This is a genomic window from Corynebacterium kalinowskii (assembly GCF_009734385.1).
GTDB lineage: Bacteria > Actinomycetota > Actinomycetes > Mycobacteriales > Mycobacteriaceae > Corynebacterium > Corynebacterium kalinowskii.
This window is the reverse complement of the sequence record NZ_CP046452.1, coordinates 894499-918927: the sequence shown is the minus strand read 5'-3', so window position 1 is coordinate 918927 and position 24429 is coordinate 894499. Positions and strand designations below refer to the sequence as shown.

The following is a 24429-nucleotide window of genomic DNA, read 5'->3' as shown; positions in this document are numbered from 1 at the left end:
TGGTCTCGGAAGATAACGATTCATGCACTTTCATAGCTGGATTCATTAAGGAAATTTATAGTAAACACTATGAAAAAAAGTACTTCTTTCTTTGCTGCGTCCGTTGTGGCCGCCACGCTTCTGACCGGCTGTACCGGCACAAATGAATCAGGCAACGCCCCTCAAACATCTGACATGAAGGATTCAAGGGCGTCGAAAAGCGATGGCAAGGGGCCGAAGGTTGAGGATTCTGAAATGTACCTCGACGGCCAGCTGGTACGACTGATCGGCGGGGCGAACCCGGACGATTGGAGCGTCGAAATGACCGCCGCGGAGTCTGTCGAGCTGGTCAAGAAGTACCAGGAGGAATACCGCGCGAATCCGAGCACTCCGACCGCAATCCACGTGACCATCGACGGCACCTCCACCGAGTTTCTGTTCACCGATCCGGCAATCGATTTGGCCGGGCCGTGGGAGAAGTTTGCGAAGGAAAGCGTGAAGTTAAAGGATCTTCCGGAGACCGTGCACCACTTCAAGGGTCAGGATTCTTCCATCGAAAATGACATCTCTTCTCTTTCAGCGCAGGTACCAGTGGATCAATGTGTGAAGAACATTCAGGACATGGCAGCGACCATCGGCAAGCTGGATCCCGCCCTAGATAAGGAGTACTCGGCCAACATCGGAGCGAAGTCTTGCGGAGAGAAGGAAGCGCACGTCATCTTTGACATCTCCCGCCCACAGGCTGAGCTCGCAAAGGATTTGGCTGCGGTGTACGGCGAGACCAACGGTCCTGAGACGTTTGAGGAGGTCTACTTCGACGGCGCGACCGGCGAGCTGAGCGTGACCGCGTTCGAGGGACAAAGCGACGATGACTCTAAGTTCCGCGAGGTTATGGACAAGTACCCTGAGCTGGCGCAATAACAGCACGCTTCTCGACGCCCGTTCCTAGTTGCATATTATGCGCAGGGTCGGAAGAAATGTACAGTTAGTCTGACACTTAAACTTCCGACAGAGACAAGGCAACCCCATGTCCACTATTGCCAAGGGTGCCGGGCTAAAAGCTCGCCACATCCACTTCATCGCGTTGGGCTCGGCCATCGGCACGGGCCTGTTCTACGGCTCGGCCGGCGCCATCCAAGCAGCCGGCCCATCCGTGCTGTTGGTCTACCTGCTCGGCGGCGCCGTGGTGTACTTCATGCTCCGCGCGCTGGGTGAAATGGCAGTTCAAATGCCTGTCGCCGGCTCGTTCGCCGAATACGTGCGCGAGCACCTCGGTGGCTGGTCGGGTTACATCACTGGCTGGATGTACGCCTTCGAGATGATCATCGTCTGCCTCGCGGACCTCACCGCCATCGCCATTTACATGAAATTTTGGTTCCCGGACACGCCGCAGTGGGTGTGGGTGGCCATCACGCTGCTGATCGTCGGCGCGGCAAACCTGGCGTCTGCGCGCTGGTTCGGCGAGCTTGAGTTCGGCATGACCATCATCAAGGTCTCCGCCGTTATTGCCATGATCCTCGGTGGCGCCGCCATCCTGATCTTCAACCTGGGCGACGGCAACCAGCACGTGGGCATCGACAACCTGTGGAACGACGGTGGCTTCATGCCTAATGGCCCAACCGGAATGATTTCCGCCTTCATCCTGGTCCTGTTCGCCTTCGGTGGCACGGAAATTATCGGCGTGACCGCGTCCGAAGCGGAAGATCCAGAAAAGACCATCCCAAAGGCCGTCAACACCGTCCCGGTTCGTATCCTGCTGTTCTACGTCTTGGCGATCTTCTTCATTGTCTCCATCAACCCATGGCGCACAATCACCGGCGAGCAGTCGCCATTCGTCCAGATCTTCAGCACCCTCGGCGTGAACTGGGCCGCTGCCCTGCTCAACGTCGTGGTTATCTCTGCTGCGCTGTCCGCTATCAACTCTGACTTGTTCGGCGCTGGCCGCGTTATCACCGGCATGGCGCGCTCCGGCCAGGCCCCTGCGTTCATGGGGGTGACTAAGCGCGGCGTTCCAGTCATGACCACCATCTGTTTGCTGGTCGTCCTCATTGTTGGCGTTGTTGCGAACTACTTGATGCCGGATTCAATCTTTGCCACGATCGCAGAGCTCGCCACCTTTGCCACGATCTTCGTCTGGCTGATGATCCTCCTCGCGCAGGTAGCTTCCCGACGCCACATGACCGCCACCCAGGCGGCCGAGCTGAAGTTCCCAGTACCGTTCTGGCCTTATGGACAGTACTTCGCCATCGCGTTCATCATCTTCACCTTCGGCATCATGGTATGGCAGCCAGACTTCCACATGGCACTGATCGCCGGCATTGTGTTCACCGTGGTGATGACGGGGCTGTACTTTGTGCGTCGCTCCCGCACCGAGGCTTAATCAAGGCTTTTCGACGCTCCTAGCCCCTCAGCACCCGTGGATACGTAATTTCCACGGGTGCTTTTAGTTACTGTCCGTTACTTGCACGGCACCCGCAACCATTGGCCAAGCGGGGTTCGGACTTCAATGCCTGACTCGTCCTCAACGACTACCACTTCCTCATCCAGCTCAGCCCATTTGCGTACAATGCCTGCTCGATCCCCAACCACTGACTCTAGGAAGAAGGAAAGCTCCTCAAGGCTGAGCATCTCTAAATGGTCCGCCAAGAAATACCCATTGGCCAGGTCTTCTTGAGTCGGCACCGTGAAATTGCATTCGAATACAGTCACGGCACGCAGCATAGCCGGCGGTGTTAAAGTCGTTGGAGTTAGCAATCGAGCGGAGGAGATGCGCACATGAAAAAGCGAATCGAAGTTACTGGCGCTGTCATCGTTCGTGACGGCAAAGTTTTGTGCGCACGCCGTGGCGAGGGCAAGTCTCTCGCTGGCTACTGGGAGTTTCCAGGAGGCAAGATCGAGCCAGGTGAAACTCCAGAAGAATCTCTGGCGCGCGAGCTTAAGGAAGAACTGCTGTGTGATGCAGAAGTGGGCAGCCACATCACAACTACCGAACACGAATACGATTTCGCGATCATCGTGCTTTCCACCTATTACTGCACGCTTGTGAAGGGCGAGCCTGTTCTTACCGAGCACGCGGAAATCCGTTGGCTGACCGGCACTGAAATGCTCGAATTAGAGTGGGCTCCGGCAGATGTTCCAGCCGTAGAGCTCATCGCCAAGGAGTATTAAGAATTGAGCAGCTCGCCGACGAGCTTCCGTGCAGATCTTGAGTTCGGATTCATTAACAACGCACATCCTGCACTTGAGATTCATGATCCGCGTTTGATTGCGAATTTTGAAGATGAACGGACGATGCTGGCCGCAATTACCAACGAACTGCGGACCTGCAATTCTTTCCAGTTTTCGATAGCCTTCATCACCCCTAGTGGCCTTGCGTTATTGAAAAACGAATTTTTGAAGTTCAAGGGCCGGGGAACCATCATTACTTCCCGATATTTGGACTTCAATGAACCGTCAATGTTTCGTGAGCTTTTGAACTTCAAGAACATCGACGTGCATATTTACCAACACCCGAACGTTGGTTTCCATGCCAAGGGTTACGTTTTTGAGAAGTCCCCAATGCTCACCGCGATAGTGGGCAGTTCAAATCTCACTGACCAAGCTTTGGTTTCAAACCAGGAATGGAATCTCCGGTTCTCCACACAGACATCAGGAAACATCGCAATTCAACTCGAATCGGCGATTGCTCGTCAGCTCGATTTTTCTGTTCCGCTCACTGAATCATGGATTCGGCAGTACGAGGCCACGCGTCGACCTCAAGTACGCCCATCTGTGGCAAGTTTCGCAGGCGAAGTGCTGCCGCTTGAAGACACGATCACGCCTAATAGCATGCAAAAGGAGGCATTGAATTCCCTAGCAGAACTGTGTGAACTGGGTGCTCGAAAAGCAATCATCGTGTCCGCAACTGGCACAGGAAAAACTATTCTCGCAGCCCTGGCCGCCAAAGAAGCGAATCCGAAGAAACTGCTCTTCGTAGTTCACCGAGAACAAATTGCTTCTAAGGCGTTGGAGGAATTCCAAAAGGTCTTTCAGCTTCCGGACAGTGAGTTTGGCCGCTTTAGTGGGGCTCGACGAGAAATCGACAGACGATTTGTTTTCGCAACTATTCAAACGCTCACACAGCCAGCAGTCCTTGAATCCCTACCTCGAGATTATTTCGACTACATCATTATCGACGAATCTCACCACTCCGCCGCAGAATCCTTTCGAAAAATCATCGATCATTTTGATCCCGAGTTCTTGCTCGGTTTGACTGCCACTCCCGAGCGCACAGACAAGTTCAATATCTTTGAGTTGTACGACTATAACGTTGCCTACGAAATCAGACTGCAACGTGCACTTGAAGAAAAGATGCTGGTGCCATTCCATTACTTTGGAGTCGCGGATTACACCGTAAATAACTCAACCACAATTACCGAAACCTCGAATCTCGCATTCCTCGTCTGCGATGAACGAGTGCGATTCGTGATTGAAAAGCTCGAAATGTATGGACTCCCGCAAGATGTCCGAGGACTTATGTTCTGTAGCCGAAAGGAAGAAGCTCACGAGCTCTCCCGATTGTTCAATCAATCCAATGTATTTGGAAAACCGCTACGTACGCTAGCCCTAACTGGCGACGATTCACGCGAAGATCGAGAACGGGCTGTGGCTCTGTTAGAGAATGGCGAGCTTGACTACATCATTACTGTTGACATTTTCAACGAGGGGATCGATATTCCCTGCTTGAACCAGATCGTCATGCTGCGCGCTACTCAATCCAGCATTATTTTCACCCAACAGCTCGGCAGAGGCTTGAGAAAGTTTGAAGGAAAAGATCATCTTCGCGTAATCGATTTCATCGGAAATTACTCAAATAACTTCCTCATTCCGATCGCTTTATTTGGGGATAATTCACGCAATAAAGACAACATTCGGAAGAAGATTATCGGCACGGATGGCAGGGACCGGAAAGCGATTTCCGGCGTATCCAGTGTCAATTTCGATGAAATTGCCGAATCACGAATTTTGATGTCACTAGCGAAGGCTACCTTGAATGGGAAGTTTCAATTCAAAACTGACATCCTTACATACCTGCACAGGCATGGCACGTTACCGAGACTTATCGACTTCGCACGATTTGATTTAGTAGATCCAGTTCTCATCGGAAGTAGCTATCACAACTACTGGTCGCTGCTCTCCTCATTGAAGTTTGTTGAATCTACGCCATCACCTCGTCAAAAGCATTTCTTGGATTTCCTATCCTCTGAACTACTCAACGGCAAAAGACCGCATGAGTTGCTGGTGTTAAAGCGACTACTTGTAGAAAACGATTCAAGCAGAAGCGATTTGCGTAATACCTTGTCTGATTTTGATACAAGCGACGATGAATCCGTGGTCGAATCTGCTTTGAGGGTACTTAGCTACAAATTCATCACAGGAGCCCAAAGGAAACGGTTTGGGGAAAACCCGATTGTCATTTCTGAGGGAGAAAATAACCCTCTCAACAAGGAATTTGCAGAAGATTACGCAAACTCCTCGGAATTCCGCACCCATGTAGACGACATCATAGAAACAGGTTTGTTCCTCGCCAGACACCGTTATTCATGGAATGGAAGCCTGGTCGTGGGCGAGCGATACTCTCGAAAAGATGTGTGCCGTCTCCTTAATTGGCAAGGTAACAACGAAAGCACCATTTACGGATACAAACGAGATCGGGCCACCGCCTCCTGTCCGATTTTCGTTACCTACCATAAAGACGAAAATGTCGATGCGAGCGTCAGCTACGGGGATAAGTTTAAGGACCCGCGCACCCTTCATTGGTTCACTAGAAGTCGTCGCACGCTTTCTTCAGACGAAGTCGTAGACATAGTTACCAATTCAGTCGAAATACATGTCTTCGTTAAAAAAGACGACGCCGAAGGAACTGACTTCTTTTACCTGGGCCAGGCAGTTTCCACGAATGCTGCGCAGACCACGATGCCGGGAAATAAAGGGGAAATGCTCAACGTCGTCAATATGGATCTCATTCTGGAGCACGAGGTCGAGCCCGATCTTTTCAACTATTTTGAGACGTCATCCAACCTAACGGGCAAGTGAATTCCTGACTCCGGCGCGTCGATAAGCAGGCAAAAGCCCCCAGCGCACGGCTAGGGGCTTTGGAGCTTCAGAAACTACTTCCGAACCGGCACCAATACGGTACAGATAGCACCGATGACGGTGGCGATGGCGAAGAACATGAAGGCGTCGGCAGCTCCGAGGCCCATGGTGATCAGGATACCGCCGAGCATCGGTCCAACGATGCCGCCGAGTCGGCCGAAGCCGGAGGACCAGGACATGCCTGCCTGGCGGGCCCTCGTTGGGTAGTGGTGGGACGTCATGCCGTAGATCAGGATCTGGGTGCCGGTCACACCCATGCCCGTAATGGCGATGGCTGGGAACATGAGCCACGGTGAGGCCAGGTATGGCATGGCGAACATGCAGATCGCGGCGGCGGAGAAGGTGAAGATGATGACGGGCTTCGGTCCGATCACGTCAGCAACCTTGGAGGCAGCCAACGCGCCAGCAGCCGCGCCGAAGTTCAGGGCGACCAGGGTGTAGAGGCCGGAGGTGGCGGAAACGCCTGCTTCCTTCATGATCTGTGGCAGCCAGGTGTTCAGGCCGTACACGGCCATGATGGCCATGAAGCTCATGACGCCAATCAGCAGCGTGGACACCACGTACTGGCGGGAGAAGATGGCGCCGAATCCAATCTTTTCCTTTTCACCACTCTCGGTGACCACGACTTTTTCTGAGGTGAACTGAGACTCTGGGAAATCGAACTTCTCACAGATCGCGCGGGCGCGGTCACCACGGCCCATGGCGGTCAGCCACTTCGGGGACTCGGGAAGCATGAACAGTGCCATCGGGAACAGGAACAGAATTGGGGAGGCACCGATCAAGAAGAGCCCGCGCCAGCCGATCATGTCCTCGAACCAGATCGCGAACATCGAGGCGACGACGCCGCCTACCGGAATACCTGCGTAGCCGATCGCATTGAACATGTTCTTGCGGGAAGCGGGAGCAAATTCCGCGATAACGGCACCACCACCGGCAGTAATAACACCCAGGGCAAGGCCAGTGAAGAAGCGCGTAGCGCCGAACATAGCAATGGACGTCGAAAAGGCGCCCGCAGCCATGCCCACTGAGAACCACACGAAAGCAACCAGCATCATGCGTCGGCGGCCAATGCGGTCACCAATCGCACCTGCTCCCAGCGCACCGAACATGATGCCGATCATGGTGTACGAACCGAGACTGCCGGCCACGGCGGCGCTGAGCTGGCCAATGTGGTGTGGCTCGGAAAGCAGCGTCGGAAGGATAGCGCCATAAACGACGATGTCATAACCGTCGAAGATCATGGCAGTGAACATAATGGCGACAACACCGTAAACCGAAAGCCGGTGCTTGGGCGAACGCCAATCAGAAGTTGTCTCGTGTGCACGTGAAGGTGCGGTGGTGGTAACGGTCATGCTCTTCCCTTCTCAAAGGATCAATTCGTGATACGTGACCCCCATGTGGGTGATGTGAATCACATGCACTGGTTGTAGCACGGGGCCAGGCGACGGGAAAGCGTGAATGAAATTTCAGTTAACGGCCATTAATCAAGTTAAACACTCCCCATGCTGGGGGTATATGACGAAAATGCCCCACAGTCACGGCCTTTGAAAATGTTGCTAAGAGGTGTATTCACAAGCACCCCCGGAAACAATTTTGACTACCGCCGCATCACACCACTGCTGGTAGTCCATAACTCTTAAGCGGGAGAACAATGCAACGTCGTATTTTGCTCGCCATCCTGGCAGCAGTCCTCCTGCTCGCGCTCCTCCCGCCCATCTGGGAAATCGCCGATCCCTGCCGCCCCTACCAGACCGATAAACTCCCTCCGCTTAAAGCTGCGGTCCTGAACTCCGCCCCAGACAGCGTCCATATCGAACTCGAAGACTTCAACCCCGGCTGTGGCGTGCAGCCGATACTGGAAGTTACCGCCTCCGCAGAATCCATGACGTTTGAGCAGGTCAGCCAGGTACTCGATTGGGCCGACAACCTACAGCCAGATGGCTTCTGGGGAATCCAATTCCGCCTAAACACCACCGTCGACTACAAAACGGTGACGATCAATGACACCAAAGCCTCCGCATGGTCGGACACCGGCCCCTATTTCGCCCTGAACATCACCCACATCAGCCTCCACACCAGGTCCCGCTCCGCCATCCTCACCCACCCAAACCTGGACACTTCGGACGATGTCAGAGCGTTGAACTCGGAATTGGAGAACTTCTCCTCGCCCCTGCGCACCACTTTCGTGAGCGATTCTTGGACCATCGTCTTCGCCGACCGTCCCGGCATACTGGGCGACCTTGCCGCCTTCATCGACAGCTCCCCGGAACTCGGCGCGGGTTACAAGGCAACTCTCCACATGGAAGACGGCACTATTCGTATTGATGAGACGGGGGCGTCGATAAGCCCAGAGCCTCTCCGCGAGCGTTGGCCACACGGCAACGTGTGGGTGACCCTGCCTTCAAAGCACTGAGAAATGCGCAATTAGGTGCGACTATGGAATTATGCCTACTCCTGACATCGATGGGGTCTCATGAAAAAGCCACCCTCCTGGCTCGTTCCGCTCGGTCTCATAGTTCTGCTAATTGCCGGCCTTGTGCTCTTCAACGCCAAGGTCGCCCGCAAGTCTTTCGAAGAATCCGAATTGGCTCAGAGCTTCCAGGCAAGGTACGAGCAGGCCCTACCGGATGGCGCACACGTCAGGGTGAGTCAATCCCCCAAAGGCGGGGACATCTGGGCCTACATCAGTGTGCCTGCTACCACCAGTGACGAAGCCGTTACCGAAGTGATCACCGACCTCGACTCCATCACCAACGATCTCATCACCCAACATGATGGCAATGCTGATCTCACTCGATATACAAACTGGGGATACTTCACCCTCGTCGTGAGCCCCGATCACCCCGGCTTGCAAAAGCGCTACGAGAAAACCAGATTTGCCACCCAGAACCTGCCCGAAGGCTTCTCGCGGGTAGCTCTCGGATACTCCGGCACCTCGGTCACCTACGACCAGGAGCTTCCCGACGCCCAGTCCTGCGCCAGCCTCTTGCGCGAGCTGCGCACCACATTGAGCGCCCTTCCCGAGGACAAGCAACCACTGGTCGATGATGTTGATTTCTACAACTGCAACCGCGCACGGGTCACTTTTGACGATCATGACGGACCTATGACGGAAAGCCTCACCCGAATAGAGGCTGCGCTAGAGGACGCGGGAACATTCCACCCCGATACGAGCATCACAGTGGATGAAAGCGGTGATTTGACCATCACCAATTCATCTACCGACCCCGTCGTTGAACGGAATGCCTTCCAAAACTGGGAATTCGGCGCAGTGAGGATTCAGGGTAAATAGAAACAATTCCCAGATTCCGCGCGCCAAACTTCCTCGGTGTTGGTAGCTTAATTAGCAAAATCAAACCCATTGCGAGGACTAATGAATAACTCGAGTCGCATGATTGTGACCACCGCAATCATCGCCGTCGCGGTAATCATCGCGGGCACACTTGCCTTCGTCCTGTATCAAGGCAAGGACAAAGAATCCACAACCACCAACGCGGACCCGTCAGCTGCAGCCAACACCACCGTGGCGCCACCATCCACCCTGACATTCGGCACCACCATTGCCCCACCACCGAAAGACGATATTAAGTTCGTCTTCGCTGAGCGCCTTGCCGGCGACCTCATCCCACTTGTCCCCCACGGCGCCACCGTCAACGTTGACCCGAAGGGCGAGCGCAAGGCCGTCACGATCAACTTTCCCACGTCTATCCCGGACGAGGACGTGAAGGCATCCCTGGAGAAAATCCAGCCCATCGCGGAACAGACCTACCAAAACAAGGGCATCATCACCGAAGTAGGCCGACGCACTGAAGGCAATATCGCCATCGCTGCGCAGCCCACCGCACCTTTCCTGCCGGTGATGAAGCTAACCGAACAGTGGGACCTCATTAACGCCGCTGCCCCGAAAATGAAGGACTACTTTGAGTTCGGCATTGTCAGCCCTGAAGGCACGGCTCTCCAAGCCTTTGAAAACTATGACAGGAACACCTGCGGCGAAAAGATCCGCAAGATCAACTCCTCTTTCCAGGAAGATGAGCTGGGCGTGAATGACCTCGGCATGGTTATGCGCTTTCCCGGCTGCGACAACCGACACGTCGTGATCTATGGCAAGCCAGGCAAGTTCGAACTGAAGCTGGACACCATCGCCAATGTCGTACAAACCCCAGACCTCGTCCCAGTGGACTCTGTCGTGGTGGTTGAAAATGACGGCACTCTGGTCGTCGAAACCGCAGGCCCTCCAAATCCAAGTCTCGAAGGCGAGCTCGGCAAGATCTGGGATCTTGGAGCTGTCATCGTCCAGCAAGCCAAATAGCCGCCATTTCCCCACCTCATTGCGCCCCTGTGCGCCCTCAACACACAAGGATCTCCAATGAAACTCCACATCCCAGCCCTGATCGTCGCCGCAGCCTTGCTCGTTGGCTGCGATAACCCACTGTCCGGAACTTCACCTGCCGGTTCCGACACCGAAACTGCCACCCAGCCTGCAACCGAGGCTGCAACCGAGTCCGCGACGCCCACTACCAAGGCTGAATCCAAGGGCAGCGCTGCCGACCTCGAGAAGGCACTCGGCGGATCCGGCGGAGCACTCGCCACCGGCCCTGACGACTTCCGCTTCGTCGAAGAGTACGTCGCTCAACTCCGCGGCGTAGTCACCCCAGAGGTGCGGGTCAACGCCGACCCTAAGGGAATGGACAAGCTCGTCGCCGTCAAAATCCCGCATACCCTGCCAGACGACGAAATCAAGCGCATTCTCGACGCCGTCCAACCCCTAGCCGCTGATGCCCAGCAAACCCACGGCATTACTACACACGTGGGTGACCAAGTTGGGCCAGTGCTTGCCACCGCCGAAGCCGTCTCCTACGAGAGTCAGCTGCTGGATCTGAAGAAGGAATGGGACATGGTCATGGGCACCGTTCCAATCATGGAAGGCAAGTACGAGTACTCCCGCCTAACCGCCTTGTGGCTGATCGCGGCCGACTTCACCGAGCACACCAACGAAACTTGCGTAGACAACCTGCGCTACCTCCACGGCGCATTTGAAGACGAAAAGCTCAAGCTTGGGGACCGCGAGCTGCTGCTCAAGCAAGAAGGATGTGGCGGCAAGTTCGTCGTTATCCACGGCGACCCAGGCGTCATGCAAGACAAGATCGAGAATTTGGCCAACCTCCTTGCCGTGCCAAACCTCGTGCCAGAAGGCTCCAAGGTGCGCGTCCAGTACAACGCTGACCTCGAAGTAGTTACCCCAGGAGCCCTCGACCCAGGCCTGAAGGAAAAGCTGGACAAGGAATGGCACCAGGGAGAGGTCATCGTCTCCAACATGTAGTTAGCCTGCTTGCGCGCAGCAAGCAGGATCAAGCCTGAACCTTCTTTAGCGTGCGTGCTCTAGTTGGCAGTGTTTCCCGACCGTGGAACATCCACACGAGCGCCGAGACCAGCGCGACTAGTGAGCACGCGAGGAAGGCGATTCGGTAGCCGTAGGCGTCGGCAAGCATGCCCACGAGGATCGGGCCGGTGATCGCGCCCAGGTCCTGCGCCATTTGGAAGTTGGCCAGGACCTTACCGCCGGAACGATCATTGCCGATCAGGTCCGCGAGGGTGGCTTGCTGCGCCGGATTCAGCAGTCCACCACCGATGCCGGCGAGGAAGCTAAACCCAATCACCATGACCGGGGTGGTGGCAAAGCCGAGAACGCCGGTGAACAGCAAGTTCAGCAGCAACCCGGCGACGATCATCGGCTTGCGACCGTTACTGTCTGCCAACCGTCCTGACACCTGAATGGAGAGCGCGCTGCCGAGCGCGAACGCGGCCATGGCAAAGCCTGCGATGGCACCACCCTGGTGGAATACGGAGGCCGCAAACAGAGGCAAGATGGCCACGCGCACGCCGAAATTCACCCAGCCATTGACAAAACCTGACAGCAGCGCCGACTGGTACGACGGGTGATGGATGACCTCGCTGACCATCATCGCAGGTGCCACCACCTTCACCTGCTCCTTGGTCTGCTTCGGTCGCAGCAGGAAGCCGACCATGACCGTGACCACGAGCAACGCCGCGCCGTAAATCAAAAATGGGATCCGCATGCCGAGCGGCTCAAGTAGAGCGCCTAGGACTGGACCGAGCACATTACCGATCAGAAACGCGCTGGCGTAGGCCGAGGACGCCCGACCGCGCATCTGTGGCGGGGTGTGCTGCACGATGAATCCCATGGCAGACACCGTGAACATGGTCGACCCCACACCACCGATCAAACGCATGGCCAGAATGTGCCAAAACTCCTGCGCAAATGCGATACCGCCGGTGGTCAGCGCGACAATGATAAGCCCAAGCATGTAGACCCGACGGCTGCCGAGCTTATCGACGGCCCATCCCGAGCTAGGCGCAAAGAGCAACCGCGAGAGGGCAAACACAGAGACAACTGCGCTGGCTGCAGCCACCGTCACGTCGAAGCTACGCGCAAACTGCGGGAGGATCGGCGCGATGATGCCGAATCCCAAGGCGATGATGAAGGCTCCGGCGACGAGCACCCAGATTTCATAAGGGATGGCAGTTTTGGAAGCAGCAGCTTTAGTTGTCATGGCACCCTATAGGCTAGCAGGCTGGACAAATAGCAACAGAATTCGAACATTCGTTCCAATTTAGGCGTGAGTTGTCCGAGCCATGTTTTACAGTGACGCCATGATCAATAACACGCAGACCTCAGCATTCACCGCCACCGTCGATTTCCTGCGTCGGGTGCATTTCACATCGCTTGCCACCGTCGGCATGACCATCAAACACCCACGCTCACTAGCGCGTAGCACCGCGGCGTGGCGTCCACCAACAATTCGCGTGAGCGCTCAGGGCGAACTCTCCCCCATCAACTTCACCATCACACGGCACAGAGTCGGGCACCTCGCGAGGGCGCGCATTCGAGGGTACGGCGAAACCCGTACGCCGGCATACATGATCATGGTTCGCCTCACGGCACCCGATGGCCGCGCCATCGAAGGCCATGAGGCGCGAACGTGGATGCGCGCCATCTTGCCCGATACCGGCAGCTTTTCCTTACACGGGATCGACGGACTCGGCGCCCCAACTTATTGCTGGGTTGTGGACCAGCACTTCACACCGATCGAATCCCCCGCCTCATTGTTCAAGACGGAGAAATCGGCAGCTTAACGCTTGGTGTCCTCGTCGCCCAGTTCCTCGACCTCGATGTCCAACTCGTCTTCGTCGAGTTCGTCGTCTTCTAGTTCATCTTCTTCAAGGTCGTCTTCTTCGAAGTCGTCATCCTCATCGAGTTCGTCCTCATCGAAGTCATCCTCTGCCAATTCTTCAGCAAAGATGTCGTAGACCTCTGGTTCGAACTCGTCCTCATCGAAGGCAGTGAGCTGAGCTTCCCAGTCTTCGGCCTGATCCGCAGCGAGGGAAAGAACATCGAAGAGGCGATCAAAGTCGGCAAAGCTACCGAGATCCAGGATTTCGCTCACCTGGGAGGCCACATCCTCTTGGATGCTTTCAAACAGGCGGGCGCGATCATCTTCGGAAAGCTCCGCATCGTCATCGGTCTCCCAGACCTCAGAGATAGCCTCGTCTACCAAGTCCTCGTAGGAGGTGTCCACGGAAACGAAAGCAACGAACGCGGTCGGAACGTCCTCGTGCACGTCCACCAACACGCGTACCTCGGAGTTCTCGGCAACATCGGCGATGACCAGGTTAGGGTCATCCGTGCTCTGGTAGAAGTCCAAGTCCGCGATGCGCTCGTCAGTGCCGAGCAGCAGGTCGCTGAGCAGAGTCACAATCTGGTCGGTTGCCACGTGGCGGTTCACCGTGGTCAGTGCGTCCTCCACGGAGAACACGACGGACACCAACACAGCCTCAAAGTCCTCATCGTCTTCATCCACATCTGCGGCAGCAATGTACACATTGGCTGCAGGAAGAATCGGGTCGATCTCCACGAACTGGATCTCCAGCTCCGCGGTAATAGGAACAAACATCGTGTCATCGTTGACGCGTGACTCGATTCCCTCTGCATCGAGGGCGGCGGCGATATCTTCGAAAAAGCTCATAACGTGACACGTTCCCTTCGTCAGAACATTGCTGGCAGGAGTCCAACTCGCTTTAGCCTAGTCGCACACTCTGTGACCCGCTGGGAAACAACGCCTAGTAGGCAGAATCCGCCAGCGCGATCATGTCCGCCTCCCGGCGCGCGTCCGGACGCTTCGGGCAAGAAGTACATAGGCCCGACCCCGGACTGCGGTAGACCATGCAGCACGACATCCGTCGCGCGAACACAAAACAGCCATCCCCCAAGGAAGGATCAAACGCCATGATCTCTCCGTCAACCACGGCGGAAAAGTCCACCTCAGCGCCCTTGCCAAGCCCTGCGATGAGATCACGAGCTACCTCCACCCCGAGCACCGGGTCAAAGTTCTCATTCCCCGCTTCCAGAGCAGATTGCCGCAGCGCATCAGCAGTCAGCGCCCACAGCGGGGCGGGGCGCAATTCGAAGGTGGAGCCGAGGACGTCGATAAGCGGTGCTACCGACTCCGCCAGCTCAGCGCCCGCCGCTTTCGCAGACTCAGCAGACTGCTCGGTGTGGAAACCACACCAAAAGCCTTCGCGGGTCACGCGCCCGGCCGAAAAGTCGAGCGATGGTATCGCTTCGTACCCCACCATCAGGTGGACGGCGGGCGCGATCACCGAGTTGCCGAAGCTGTACCACCACAATTGGGCCAGCTGTCTTTCCGGAAGCCGAAACTGCTCAGCCCCGGCGCGCACAGACTCCGGAACCCAATCCGTGCCCGTCACCTCGCTGCCGCCGAAGACGAACTGCTCAAAGCGGGGACTGTCGGCGACCAAAGACGCCCAGGGCAACGACATGTTTCTCCTTCTACGGCAGGAAAGCACTACCCTTATCATTATGGTTAATATCGTCGATCGCGACACCACTTTGTGCATTTCTCTGGCAGCACGTCCCTCCAATCATGGAGTGCGCTTTCACAACTGGCTGTACGCCGAACTGGGTCTGAATTACCTGTACAAGGCAGTCGCACCCGCTGACATCGTGGCAGCGATTGCTGGCATGCGCGGCCTTAACATCCGCGGCGCTGGTGTGTCCATGCCTTACAAGGGCGATGTCATTGCACTCATTGACGAGCTCGATCCCTCCGCAGAACGCATCCAGTCGGTCAATACGATCGTCAACACCGATGGCCATCTGAAGGGCTACAACACCGATTACATTGCTGTGGCCCAGTTGCTGCAGAGCCACAACGTGAACCCAAACCTGAAGGTCGCAATCAAGGGCTCCGGTGGCATGGCTAACGCTGTGGTCGCCGCTCTCGACGACTTCGGTATGAAAGGCACCGTCGTCGCCCGCAACCACGTCACCGGCAGCGCCCTGGCAAGCCGCTACGGCTGGGATTTTTCCGGCGAAGTACCGACCGATGCGAAATTGTTAGTCAATGTCACCCCAATGGGTATGTACGGCGATGCCGAGGACGCGCAAGCCTTCACCGACGAGCAGATCCAGGCCGCCGACGTGATCTTCGATGTAGTGGCCTATCCAGTAGAAACTCCGCTAATGAAGGCTGCGGAGCGTCTGGGCAAGCCGACGATCAACGGAGGCGAAGTCGTGGCCCTGCAAGCAGCCGAACAATTCGCGTTGTACACCGGTATTCGCCCAACTGACGCTCAGGTGATGGCAGCCGAGGAATATTCTCAGCAGAATTGATGTTGGACTAATCCTGGTCAACTGCCAGGACCCAACAAACGAAAGGCAGCACCATGAATAACCCTGTGATCACTGACGTCCTCGGCTCCGATGCAGCCCATCTCGATGACAAGGCTGGCCTCACCGGCCGCGTGCTTATCGACGGCCTCGACCACGCCGTCCGCATCCAGACCAGCGCTGTGGAGAACTACGTAAACCGGTTGCGTCGCAACAATCCGCAGGCTTCCCCTGCGGACCTGCAGCGCGAGATGGATAAGCACTTCAAGCGCCTGGCCACGGGTTCCGGCGGTGCTGCAGGATTGGCCGCTGCTGTTCCAGGCGTCGGCTTTGTCACTGGCGCAGCTGCCGTTGGCGCAGAGTCACTCGTGTTTCTCGACGCTGCTGCGTTGTACACCACTGCCTCCGCATACCTTCGCGGCGTAGATATCCGTGATCCGGAGCGTCGTCGCGCACTGATCCTGGTCGTAGTGTTGGGCGCCCCTGGCACTGCTCTCGTTGATATGTTCCTCGGCGATGCTCAGAAGCAGGACGGCGCGGACAAGAACGTCGCCTCGACCCTGAATAAGATGAGTATGCCAACCCTGAACACCATCAACTCTCAGTTGATGAAGATGGCACGAGCGCGTCTGACTAAGAAGCTGCGCAATATGTGGATCGGTAAGCTGCTGCCGCTGGGCGTTGGCCTGGTGATCGGCACCGTTGCGAACCGTAAGCTGGCTGACCAGGTTATTGAGAATACCCGCAAGTCCATGGGACCAATTCCAACCCAGTACGCTTATCCGCTTCCGGACAAGAATGATAAGAAGCAAAAGCGCAAGGGTTTGTTCCGTTTCTAATATGCCGACTTCCTCACCGATGAGGCGATTGTGGCACCTCATCGCCTCCTACCCGCTCACCGCTTTCCTGGCTACGCTTGCCACCGTCGGCGTGGTCGGCTTTGAGCTTTTTATTCCACTGCTCACCAGGGACGCAGTGGACGTTGCCACCGGCCAGGCCCATGGCAGCGCGGCCTCGCGTCTCCTGACGGGTTACTCCGAACTCACCGCCATCATCATTGTCATGGTGGCGGTGGCGTTGGCCCGTTTTGCCTCCCAGTTTGGTCGGCGCTACACCGCGGGTTTGCTTTCCATCAACGTGCAGCACCGCATTCGCGTTGCCTTGCTCGATACTCTCCAAAAGCTTGACGGACCCGGTCAGGATCGGATTCGGGTGGGCCAAGTGGTCAGTCGCTCCATCTCTGATATCAATATGATCCAGGGCTTGGTGGCCATGTTCCCGCTGGCCGTGGGGCACGTCCTTAAGCTCGTCTTTACCGTGGTCGTCATGCTGACGCTCTCCCCGATGCTGGCATTGGTCGCGCTCACTTCGCTGCCGCTGATTTTCTTCGGAGCGTTGGCATCTCGCAAACCGATGTTTGCCGCGACCTGGGCTGCGCAGCAGTCCGCGGCTGATCTCGCGACGCACGTGGAAGAAACGGTCACGGGCATCCGAGTAGTGAAAGCTTTTGCGCAGGAAGATCGTGAGATTGATCGCCTCGAGGAAGCCGGGCGCAAGGTCTATGCCGACCGCATGCGCTCTGCGCGGCTCAACGCCAAGTTCCAGCCACTGGTTGATCAGCTGCCGCAGCTCGCGCTGGTAGCCAACATTGCCCTCGGTGGTTGGCTGGCGATGACTGGGCACATCACCATTGGTACCTTTGTTGCCTTTGCTGCCTACTTGTCCGGTCTCACGGGCGTGGCCCGCATGCTTTCGGGCCTGGTGCTGCGCATCAACATGGCATCTTCCTCGGTCTCCCGCGTCTTTGATGTGCTGGATCTCAGGCCCGCGCATGAGGATCCGGTAGACCCACTGCCCGTTCCCGACGGGCCACTGGGGTTGGCCTTTGAAGGGGTCACGTTCAGCGACGGTGGTCGCGAAATTCTGCGCGACATGAAGTTAGCCGCTCAGCCTGGCGAGACCCTGGCATTGGTGGGCCCGCCAGGCTCGGGCAAGACCATGGCGGTGCAGCTCATGGGCAAGTTCTACGCCCCAGACACCGGCCGGGTTGCGCTTATTTCTCACGAGGGCCGCTTGAATCTAAAGGATGTCACGGACGCGGACCTACGCCGCGCCCTGATCTGCGTCTTCGACGATTCCTTCCTCTATAGCGACACGATTCGCCAGAACATCACGATGGGTGGCAGCTACACCCAGGAGGAAATCGAACACGCTGCTAAGGCTGCCCAGGCACACGAATTCATTTCCGGGCTCGCTAACGGCTACGAGGAGGTCGTCGGCGAGCGCGGACTCACCCTCTCCGGCGGTCAACGCCAGCGCATTGCCCTGGCCCGCGCACTGCTGGCCCGCCCCCGTATCCTCGTGCTGGACGATGCCACCTCTGCGATCGACGCCACTACCGAGGCGCGCATCTACCAGGCTCTGCGTGATGACTTCGCCGATGTCACCATCATTGCCGTGGCGCACCGCCAGTCCACGCTAGACCTGGCCGACCGAGTCGCCCTCATCGAGGAAGGCCACGTCACCGCTAGTGGAACCTTTGCCGAGATGCGCCACAACGCTCGGTTCTCTCACCTCATGGACTTAGGCTTCAAGGTTGTTAACGAGGAAGGCTTGCCTTTCGACGACGGCACCCGCGAACCAGCGTGGGACGAGTTGTGGCCGGATGTAACCTCTAAAGAATCCATGGGCATGAATTCAGCTGCGGTCAAGGCCGCAGCGTCCATGGTCGCCGGGCCGATGGGTCGTGGCGGCGGAGGTGGCGGAGGCCGTGGCGGCATGGGCGCCGGCATGGCTGCTGCGATGCCAGCGACACCAGAGCTTCTCGCACAGGTGGCCAAGCTGCCACCTGCCACCGAGCAGCCCAAGGTAGATATTCACCACGCACGCACCACGCAGGAGCCCTTCCGGCTGCTACCGCTGTTCCGGCAAGTACGCTGGCTCATCCTCGCAGTCATGGTGTGCCTGGTGATCGGTGTGGCCGTCGACCTCACCTTCCCTACCCTCGTGCGCTTCGCCATCGACCACGGCGTCGTAAAGCAGGAACCGGGAACCCTGTGGATCATCAGCCTGGCCGGCACCGCGATTGTGCTCATCGGCTGGGTGACCGCCATCGTCCAAACAGTGCTCACCGCCCGCACCGGCGAACGCCTCCTCTTCGGCCTGCGCCTCCGGACCTACGCGCATTTGAACCGCCTGAGTCTCGACTACTTCGAGCGCACCATGTCCGGCAAGATCATGACCCGCATGACCACAGACATCGACGCGCTGTCTTCCTTCCTCCAAACCGGCGTCGCCCAGGCGATCGTTTCCCTGGCCACGCTCCTGGGGATCTCCGGCATGCTGCTGGCCACCAACATGCGTCTAGCCTTGGTTGCCCTAGCTGCCTTACCGATCCTCGTCGTTGCCACCTGGATTTTCCGGCGCATTTCCGCCCGGCTATACACCCAGGCCCGCGAGGAAATCAGCCAGGTCAACGCCATGTTCCAAGAAAACATCTCCGGACTGCGCATTTCCCAGATGCACGGGATGGCGGATCATTCGCTGCACGCGTTTGAAAACCAGGCTGACAAGTATCGACGCACCCGCGTCGCCTCCCAAACCGCGGTTGCCGTGTATTTCCCCGGTATCGGCGCGTTGAACGAACTGGCTTCCGTCGCTGTCCTCGGTGTCGGCGCGCTGCAAGTCCAACGCGGCGAGCTCTCACCCGGCATCCTGGTCGCCTTCATCATGTACATGGGTTTGTTGTTCGGCCCGATTCAGCAGCTCTCCCAGCTCTTCGACGGCTATCAACAAGCAGCCGTCGGCCTCACCCGAATTTCCGAACTGCTGGGTACGCGGGCCAGTGTCGTCGATAAGGGCCAGCGCGCGGTGGGCAGTGCGGCGCGCGGGGAGCTCGCGCTTAACGACGTCTCTTTCGCATATGCGCCAGACCTACCGACTGTCACCAAGGATTTTTCCCTCTCCATCGCCCCAGGCAGCACCATCGCGCTGGTGGGACCAACCGGCGCGGGCAAATCGACCACCATCAAGCTGCTCAGCCGCTTCTACGACCCACTGTCCGGAACGGTGACCGCATCCGGGACTGATATTCGTCAGTTCCCGCTGCACGACTGGCGGCGCACCATTGGGCTGGTCCCGCAGGAAGCCCACCTGTTCAGCGGCACTGTGGCCGACAACATCGCCTACGGTCGCCCGGGCTCCCCGCAGGAAGCCATCACAGCGGCGGCACGCCGAGTGGGCGCTCTCTCCGCTATTGCTTCTATCCCCGGCGGATTCAACCACCCGGTGGGTGAACGTGGCCGAGGCCTGTCCTCTGGTCAGCGGCAACTCATCGCCCTGGCGCGCGCCGAGATGAGCGAACCAGACATCATGCTCCTTGACGAGGCTACAGCTACCCTCGATCCAGCCACCGAGGCGACAATCCTCAACGCTTCCGACCGGGTGACCTCCACCCGCACCTCGGTGATCGTGGCGCACCGCCTGGCTACCGCTGCGCGGGCTGACCGGATCGTGGTGATCGTGGACGGCGCGATTGTGGAAGACGGCAGCCACACGGAGCTCCTGGCACGAGGTGGCAGGTACGCAGACATGTGGAACGCGGTGTAGCTGCCATCAATGGTGGCAATCACCGTGTTTACCACCGCAATAGGGGTAGGTAACTGTCCCTGAGGGAAACGGGGGAAAACTTCGTGACTTTATGGGCTAAAACACGTTAGCCTGTAGTGAACTACTACAGTTGAAACTGACGTACATTCTTAAAACGGAAATGAGGCGAGACCCTGCCGTGAGCAGCGCTAGTAACTTCGGCCAGAACCAGTGGCTGGTTGATGAGATGTTCCAGCAATTCCAGAAAGATCCTCAGTCGGTAGATCCCGAGTGGCGAGAGCTTTTTGAAAAGCAAGGTGCACCGTCTGGCACCGAAGCTACCCCAGCTACCCCCGCACAATCTGCACCTGCTCAGACCCAGGCTTCTGCTCCAGCAGCAACTGTTGCCCGCGCGGCGGAACCTACCCCAGCGGCCAAGGCGCCACGCACTTCCGGCCCTGCCTCCAATTCCCTGGAGGCGCAGCTGCGTCGCGAGAAGGAGGCTAAGCTCGCTAAGTCTCCGATGGGTCGCGCAAGCGAACTCCCAGAGGCTGCGAAGACCCCGCTGAAGGGCATTTACAAGGCGATCGCTAAGAACATGGACATCTCACTCGAGATTCCAACCGCGACCTCCGTGCGCGACATGCCGGCTCGCCTGATGTTTGAAAACCGCGCGATGGTCAATGACCATCTCAAGCGCACCAAGGGTGGCAAGATTTCCTTCACCCACATCATCGGTTACGCCCTGGTCAAGGCCCTCATGGCCCACCCAGACATGAATAGCGCTTACGACGTTATCGACGGCAAGCCATCCCTTATTACCCCTGAGCACATCAACCTGGGCCTGGCCATCGACCTTCCTCAGAAGGACGGCTCCCGCGCCCTCGTCGTCGCAGCCATCAAGGCTTGCGAAACGATGAACTTCTCCCAGTTCATCGACGCTTACGAAGACATCGTTAAGCGCGGCCGCGAAGGCAAGCTCACGATGGATGATTACCAGGGCATCACCGTCTCCCTGACCAACCCAGGTGGCATCGGTACCCGCCACTCCGTCCCACGCCTGACCAAGGGCCAGGGCCTGATCATCGGCGTCGGTTCGATGGATTACCCTGCCGAGTTCCAGGGCGCGTCCGAGGACCGTCTGGCTGAGCTGGGCGTCGGCAAGCTCGTCACCATCACCTCCACCTACGACCACCGCGTCATCCAGGGCGCTGAGTCCGGCGAGTTCCTGCGCACCATGTCGCAGCTGCTTATCGACGACGTCTTCTGGGATCACATCTTCGAGACCATGTACGTCCCTTACACCCCAATCCGTTGGGCTCAGGACGTGCCAAATACGGGCGTGGACAAGAACACCCGCGTCATGCAGCTCATCGAGGCTTACCGCTCCCGCGGTCACCTCATCGCTGACACCAACCCACTGCAGTACACGCAGGAGGGCATGCCGGTTCCAGATCTGCGCGACCTGGATATTCAGGCTCACGGCCTCACCCTGTGGGATCTGGACCGTACCTTCCACGTTGGTGGCTTCGCTGGCCGCGAGAAGATGACCCTGCGCGAGGTTGTCAAGACCCTCCGCGCTGCTTACACCCTCAAGGTCGGCTCCGAGTACACCCACATCTTCGACCGCGACGAGCGTCTTTGGCTGCAGGACCGCCTGGAGGCGGGCATGCCTAAGCCAACTCACTCCGAGCAGAAGTACATCCTGCAGAAGCTGAACGCTGCTGAGGCTTTCGAGAACTTCCTGCAGACCAAGTTCGTCGGCCAGAAGCGCTTCTCCTTGGAGGGTGCAGAATCTCTCATCCCGCTGATGGATGCTGCGATCGACACCGCCGCCGGCCAGGGCCTGGACGAGGTTGTCATCGGTATGCCACACCGTGGTCGCCTGAACGTGCTTGCCAACATCGTCGGTAAGCCATTTGGCCAGATCTTCAACGAGTTCGAGGGCAACATGTCCATCGACACCGCTGGCGCATCTGGCGACGTGAAGTACCACCTCGGCGCTGAGGGCAAGCACATTCAGATGTTTGGCGACGGCGAGATCAAGGTTACGCTGACCGCCAACCCATCCCACCTCGAAGCTGTTAACCCAGTCATGGAGGGCATCGCCCGCGCTAAGCAGGACATCCTGGACAAGGGCCCAGACGGCTACACCGTCGTCCCAATCCTGCTCCACGGCGACGCAGCTTTCGCAGGTCTCGGCATCGTCCCAGAGACGATCAACCTGTCCCAGCTCCGCGGCTACAACGTCGGCGGCACGATCCACATCGTGGTCAACAACCAGATCGGCTTCACCACCACCCCAGACTCCGGTCGCTCCAGCCACTACGCCACTGACCTGGCTAAGGCTTACGGCTGCCCAGTCTTCCACGTCAACGGCGATGACCCAGAGGCTGTCGTCTGGGTAGGCCAGCTGGCCACCGAGTACCGTCGTCGCTTTGGCAAGGACGTCTTCATTGACCTCATCTGCTACCGTCGCCGTGGCCACAATGAGGCCGACGACCCATCGATGACCCAGCCAAAGATGTACGACGTCATCGATGACAAGCCAGGCGTGCGTGCTCAGTACGCAGACAACCTCCTGGGCCGCGGTGACCTCACCGATGCTGAAGCAGAGGCAGTTGCTCGCGACTTCCACGACCAGATGGAAGCAGTCTTCAACGAGGTCAAGGCCGAGGAGAAGACAGGTCCTGCTCACCAGGAAGGCATCACCGGTTCCCAGCGTTTGCCACACGGCCTGGAGACCAACATCTCCGAGGCAGATCTCGCTGAAATCGGTGGCGCATGGCACAACATTCCAGCGGGCTTCAAGGCACACACCCGTGTTGCTCCAATCGCCGAGAAGCGCGCCAAGTCCGCCATCGAAGGTGGCATTGACTGGGGTTGGGCTGAGCTCATCGCCTTCTCTTCCCTGGCTAACTCCGGCAAGGTTGTTCGCCTCGCTGGTGAGGACGTACGACGCGGTACCTTCACCCAGCGCCACGCTGTCATGGTCGACCCAGAGACCGCTGCTGAGTACAACCCGGTTCACGAGCTGGCTCAGGCTAAGGGCAACGGCGGCAAGTTCATGATCTACAACTCCGCACTGACCGAATACGCTGCCATGGGCTTCGAATACGGCTACTCCGTGGGTAACCCAGACGCTGTGGTTGCTTGGGAAGCTCAGTTCGGTGACTTTGCCAACGGCGCGCAGACCATCATCGACGAGTACGTCTCCTCCGGTGAGGCTAAGTGGGGCCAGGAGTCCGGCGTGATCCTGCTGCTGCCACACGGCTACGAAGGCCAGGGCCCGGACCACTCCTCCGCGCGTATCGAGCGCTTCCTGCAGCTATGTGCAGAAGGTTCCATGACTGTTGCTCAGCCAACGTCCCCTGCGAACTACTTCCACCTGCTGCGTCGCCACGCTCTTGGCGAGCTGAAGCGTCCACTGGTTGTCTTCACCCCGAAGTCCATGCTGCGCATGAAGGCTGCGTCCTCCTCCGTGGAGGAGTTCACTCAGGTGAAGAAGTTCCGCTCCGTGATCAACGATCCTACGATCCAGGACGCATTCGGCAACGTGATTGGCGATGCTGCCAAGATCAAGTCGGTTCTGCTGGTCTCCGGCAAGCTGTACTACGACCTTGAGAAGCGTAAGAAGAAGGACGGCCGCGAGGACGTTGCAATTGTTCGCCTCGAGCAGCTGCACCCGATCCCGCACAACCGTCTTCGCGAGATCTTCGAGATGTTCCCGAACCTGGAAGATGTCCGCTTCTGCCAGGACGAGCCAGCAAACCAGGGCCCATGGCCGTTCTACGCACTCAACCTGCCAGAACTGCTGCCTAACATGCCAAAGATGAAGCGCGTCTCCCGCCGCGCCCAGTCTTCCACCTCGACGGGCATCAACAAGGTGCACCAGCTCGAGCAGGCAGCGCTTATCGACGAAGCATTCGCCTGATACTCTAGGCGCGCATGATACTACCCGGTCCGCAATCCAGCGGGCCGGGTAGTGGCTTTTCTTCGCAGCATCGAAGAATACG

Annotated in this window: 18 protein-coding genes; 13 read left to right on the top strand and 5 right to left on the bottom strand. The window is 57.7% G+C overall.

Annotated elements, in window-relative coordinates:
* Positions 1-69: 69 nt before the first annotated feature.
* Together CKALI_RS04290 and CKALI_RS04285 are read left to right on the top strand one after the other, a co-directional pair.
* Positions 70-900 carry a hypothetical protein gene (locus tag CKALI_RS04290; RefSeq protein ID WP_156192125.1) on the top strand — a complete coding sequence of 277 codons (831 nt, stop codon included), beginning with the start codon at positions 70-72 and terminating at the stop codon, positions 898-900.
* A gap of 106 nt (positions 901-1006) precedes the next feature.
* The gene (locus CKALI_RS04285; RefSeq protein WP_156192124.1) at positions 1007-2359 is read left to right on the top strand and encodes an amino acid permease; all 1353 of its coding nucleotides are present in this window, start codon (positions 1007-1009) and stop codon (positions 2357-2359) included.
* Positions 2360-2436: 77 nt separating this feature from the next.
* On the opposite strand, the gene CKALI_RS04280 is transcribed toward CKALI_RS04285, so the two are convergent.
* On the bottom strand, positions 2437-2688 hold the full coding sequence (locus CKALI_RS04280) for a hypothetical protein (RefSeq protein WP_156192123.1): 252 nt from the start codon (positions 2686-2688) through the stop codon (positions 2437-2439).
* A 66-nt stretch (positions 2689-2754) separates the two neighbouring features.
* On the opposite strand from CKALI_RS04280, the gene CKALI_RS04275 reads away from it, so the two are divergent.
* The gene (locus CKALI_RS04275; RefSeq protein ID WP_156192122.1) at positions 2755-3147 is read left to right on the top strand and encodes a (deoxy)nucleoside triphosphate pyrophosphohydrolase; all 393 of its coding nucleotides are present in this window, start codon (positions 2755-2757) and stop codon (positions 3145-3147) included.
* A gap of 3 nt (positions 3148-3150) precedes the next feature.
* Positions 3151-6054 (top strand): DEAD/DEAH box helicase, encoded by a 2904-nt coding sequence (locus tag CKALI_RS04270; protein ID WP_231580529.1) that lies wholly within the window; start codon positions 3151-3153, stop codon positions 6052-6054.
* A 74-nt stretch (positions 6055-6128) separates the two neighbouring features.
* Here the strand turns inward: CKALI_RS04270 and CKALI_RS04265 are convergent, their stop codons facing one another.
* Positions 6129-7466, bottom strand: coding sequence for an MFS transporter (locus CKALI_RS04265; RefSeq protein WP_156192121.1), 1338 nt, complete (start codon positions 7464-7466; stop codon positions 6129-6131).
* A 299-nt stretch (positions 7467-7765) separates the two neighbouring features.
* Here CKALI_RS04265 and CKALI_RS04260 point away from each other — a divergent pair, with 299 nt between their 5' ends.
* From CKALI_RS04260 to CKALI_RS04245, 4 genes are all read left to right on the top strand, one after another.
* A complete protein-coding gene (locus CKALI_RS04260) occupies positions 7766-8527 on the top strand; it encodes a hypothetical protein (RefSeq protein WP_156192120.1) in 762 nt (253 codons plus the stop codon).
* A gap of 60 nt (positions 8528-8587) precedes the next feature.
* Positions 8588-9406 (top strand): hypothetical protein, encoded by an 819-nt coding sequence (locus tag CKALI_RS04255; protein ID WP_156192119.1) that lies wholly within the window; start codon positions 8588-8590, stop codon positions 9404-9406.
* 81 nt (positions 9407-9487) lie between these two features.
* Positions 9488-10426, top strand: a complete 939-nt coding sequence (locus tag CKALI_RS04250; protein WP_156192118.1) for a hypothetical protein — start codon at positions 9488-9490, stop codon at positions 10424-10426.
* 57 nt (positions 10427-10483) lie between these two features.
* Positions 10484-11437 (top strand): hypothetical protein, encoded by a 954-nt coding sequence (locus CKALI_RS04245; RefSeq protein WP_156192117.1) that lies wholly within the window; start codon positions 10484-10486, stop codon positions 11435-11437.
* A 28-nt stretch (positions 11438-11465) separates the two neighbouring features.
* On the opposite strand, the gene CKALI_RS04240 is transcribed toward CKALI_RS04245, so the two are convergent.
* Positions 11466-12689 (bottom strand): MFS transporter, encoded by a 1224-nt coding sequence (locus tag CKALI_RS04240; protein ID WP_156192116.1) that lies wholly within the window; start codon positions 12687-12689, stop codon positions 11466-11468.
* A 100-nt stretch (positions 12690-12789) separates the two neighbouring features.
* Between CKALI_RS04240 and CKALI_RS04235 the strand changes: the two genes are divergently transcribed.
* Positions 12790-13272 (top strand): hypothetical protein, encoded by a 483-nt coding sequence (locus tag CKALI_RS04235; RefSeq protein ID WP_156192115.1) that lies wholly within the window; start codon positions 12790-12792, stop codon positions 13270-13272.
* Here the strand turns inward: CKALI_RS04235 and CKALI_RS12200 are convergent.
* Together CKALI_RS12200 and CKALI_RS04225 are read right to left on the bottom strand one after the other, a co-directional pair.
* Complete coding sequence (locus CKALI_RS12200) at positions 13269-14162, bottom strand: hypothetical protein (protein WP_197079762.1); 894 nt, start codon at positions 14160-14162, stop codon at positions 13269-13271. The genes CKALI_RS04235 and CKALI_RS12200 overlap by 4 nt on opposite strands.
* A 94-nt stretch (positions 14163-14256) precedes the next feature.
* The gene (locus CKALI_RS04225) at positions 14257-14976 is read right to left on the bottom strand and encodes a (2Fe-2S)-binding protein (RefSeq protein ID WP_197079761.1); all 720 of its coding nucleotides are present in this window, start codon (positions 14974-14976) and stop codon (positions 14257-14259) included.
* Positions 14977-15016: 40 nt separating this feature from the next.
* Between CKALI_RS04225 and CKALI_RS04220 the strand changes: the two genes are divergently transcribed.
* From CKALI_RS04220 to CKALI_RS04205, 4 genes are all read left to right on the top strand, one after another.
* Positions 15017-15829: a shikimate 5-dehydrogenase gene (locus CKALI_RS04220; protein ID WP_156192113.1), complete on the top strand. Its 813-nt coding sequence runs from the start codon at positions 15017-15019 to the stop codon at positions 15827-15829.
* A 53-nt stretch (positions 15830-15882) separates the two neighbouring features.
* Positions 15883-16665 carry a hypothetical protein gene (locus CKALI_RS04215; protein WP_156192112.1) on the top strand — a complete coding sequence of 261 codons (783 nt, stop codon included), beginning with the start codon at positions 15883-15885 and terminating at the stop codon, positions 16663-16665.
* 1 nt (position 16666) lies between these two features.
* Positions 16667-20434 carry an ABC transporter ATP-binding protein gene (locus CKALI_RS04210; protein ID WP_156192111.1) on the top strand — a complete coding sequence of 1256 codons (3768 nt, stop codon included), beginning with the start codon at positions 16667-16669 and terminating at the stop codon, positions 20432-20434.
* Between the two features lie 178 nt (positions 20435-20612).
* Positions 20613-24347, top strand: coding sequence for a multifunctional oxoglutarate decarboxylase/oxoglutarate dehydrogenase thiamine pyrophosphate-binding subunit/dihydrolipoyllysine-residue succinyltransferase subunit (locus tag CKALI_RS04205; RefSeq protein ID WP_156192110.1), 3735 nt, complete (start codon positions 20613-20615; stop codon positions 24345-24347).
* Positions 24348-24429: the final 82 nt, after the last annotated feature.

Bases quoted from the DNA above. Each gene is read 5' to 3' on its own strand.
- CKALI_RS04290 (WP_156192125.1), top strand. From the start codon at position 70: ATGAAAAAAAGTACTTCTTTCTTTGCTGCGTCCGTTGTGGCCGCCACG.
- CKALI_RS04285 (WP_156192124.1), top strand. From the start codon at position 1,007: ATGTCCACTATTGCCAAGGGTGCCGGGCTAAAAGCTCGCCACATCCAC.
- CKALI_RS04275 (WP_156192122.1), top strand. From the start codon at position 2,755: ATGAAAAAGCGAATCGAAGTTACTGGCGCTGTCATCGTTCGTGACGGC.
- CKALI_RS04265 (WP_156192121.1), bottom strand. From the start codon at position 7,466: ATGACCGTTACCACCACCGCACCTTCACGTGCACACGAGACAACTTCT.
- CKALI_RS04260 (WP_156192120.1), top strand. From the start codon at position 7,766: ATGCAACGTCGTATTTTGCTCGCCATCCTGGCAGCAGTCCTCCTGCTC.
- CKALI_RS04255 (WP_156192119.1), top strand. From the start codon at position 8,588: ATGAAAAAGCCACCCTCCTGGCTCGTTCCGCTCGGTCTCATAGTTCTG.
- CKALI_RS04250 (WP_156192118.1), top strand. From the start codon at position 9,488: ATGAATAACTCGAGTCGCATGATTGTGACCACCGCAATCATCGCCGTC.
- CKALI_RS04245 (WP_156192117.1), top strand. From the start codon at position 10,484: ATGAAACTCCACATCCCAGCCCTGATCGTCGCCGCAGCCTTGCTCGTT.
- CKALI_RS04240 (WP_156192116.1), bottom strand. From the start codon at position 12,689: ATGACAACTAAAGCTGCTGCTTCCAAAACTGCCATCCCTTATGAAATC.
- CKALI_RS04235 (WP_156192115.1), top strand. From the start codon at position 12,790: ATGATCAATAACACGCAGACCTCAGCATTCACCGCCACCGTCGATTTC.
- CKALI_RS12200 (WP_197079762.1), bottom strand. From the start codon at position 14,162: ATGAGCTTTTTCGAAGATATCGCCGCCGCCCTCGATGCAGAGGGAATC.
- CKALI_RS04225 (WP_197079761.1), bottom strand. From the start codon at position 14,976: ATGTCGTTGCCCTGGGCGTCTTTGGTCGCCGACAGTCCCCGCTTTGAG.
- CKALI_RS04220 (WP_156192113.1), top strand. From the start codon at position 15,017: ATGGTTAATATCGTCGATCGCGACACCACTTTGTGCATTTCTCTGGCA.
- CKALI_RS04215 (WP_156192112.1), top strand. From the start codon at position 15,883: ATGAATAACCCTGTGATCACTGACGTCCTCGGCTCCGATGCAGCCCAT.
- CKALI_RS04210 (WP_156192111.1), top strand. From the start codon at position 16,667: ATGCCGACTTCCTCACCGATGAGGCGATTGTGGCACCTCATCGCCTCC.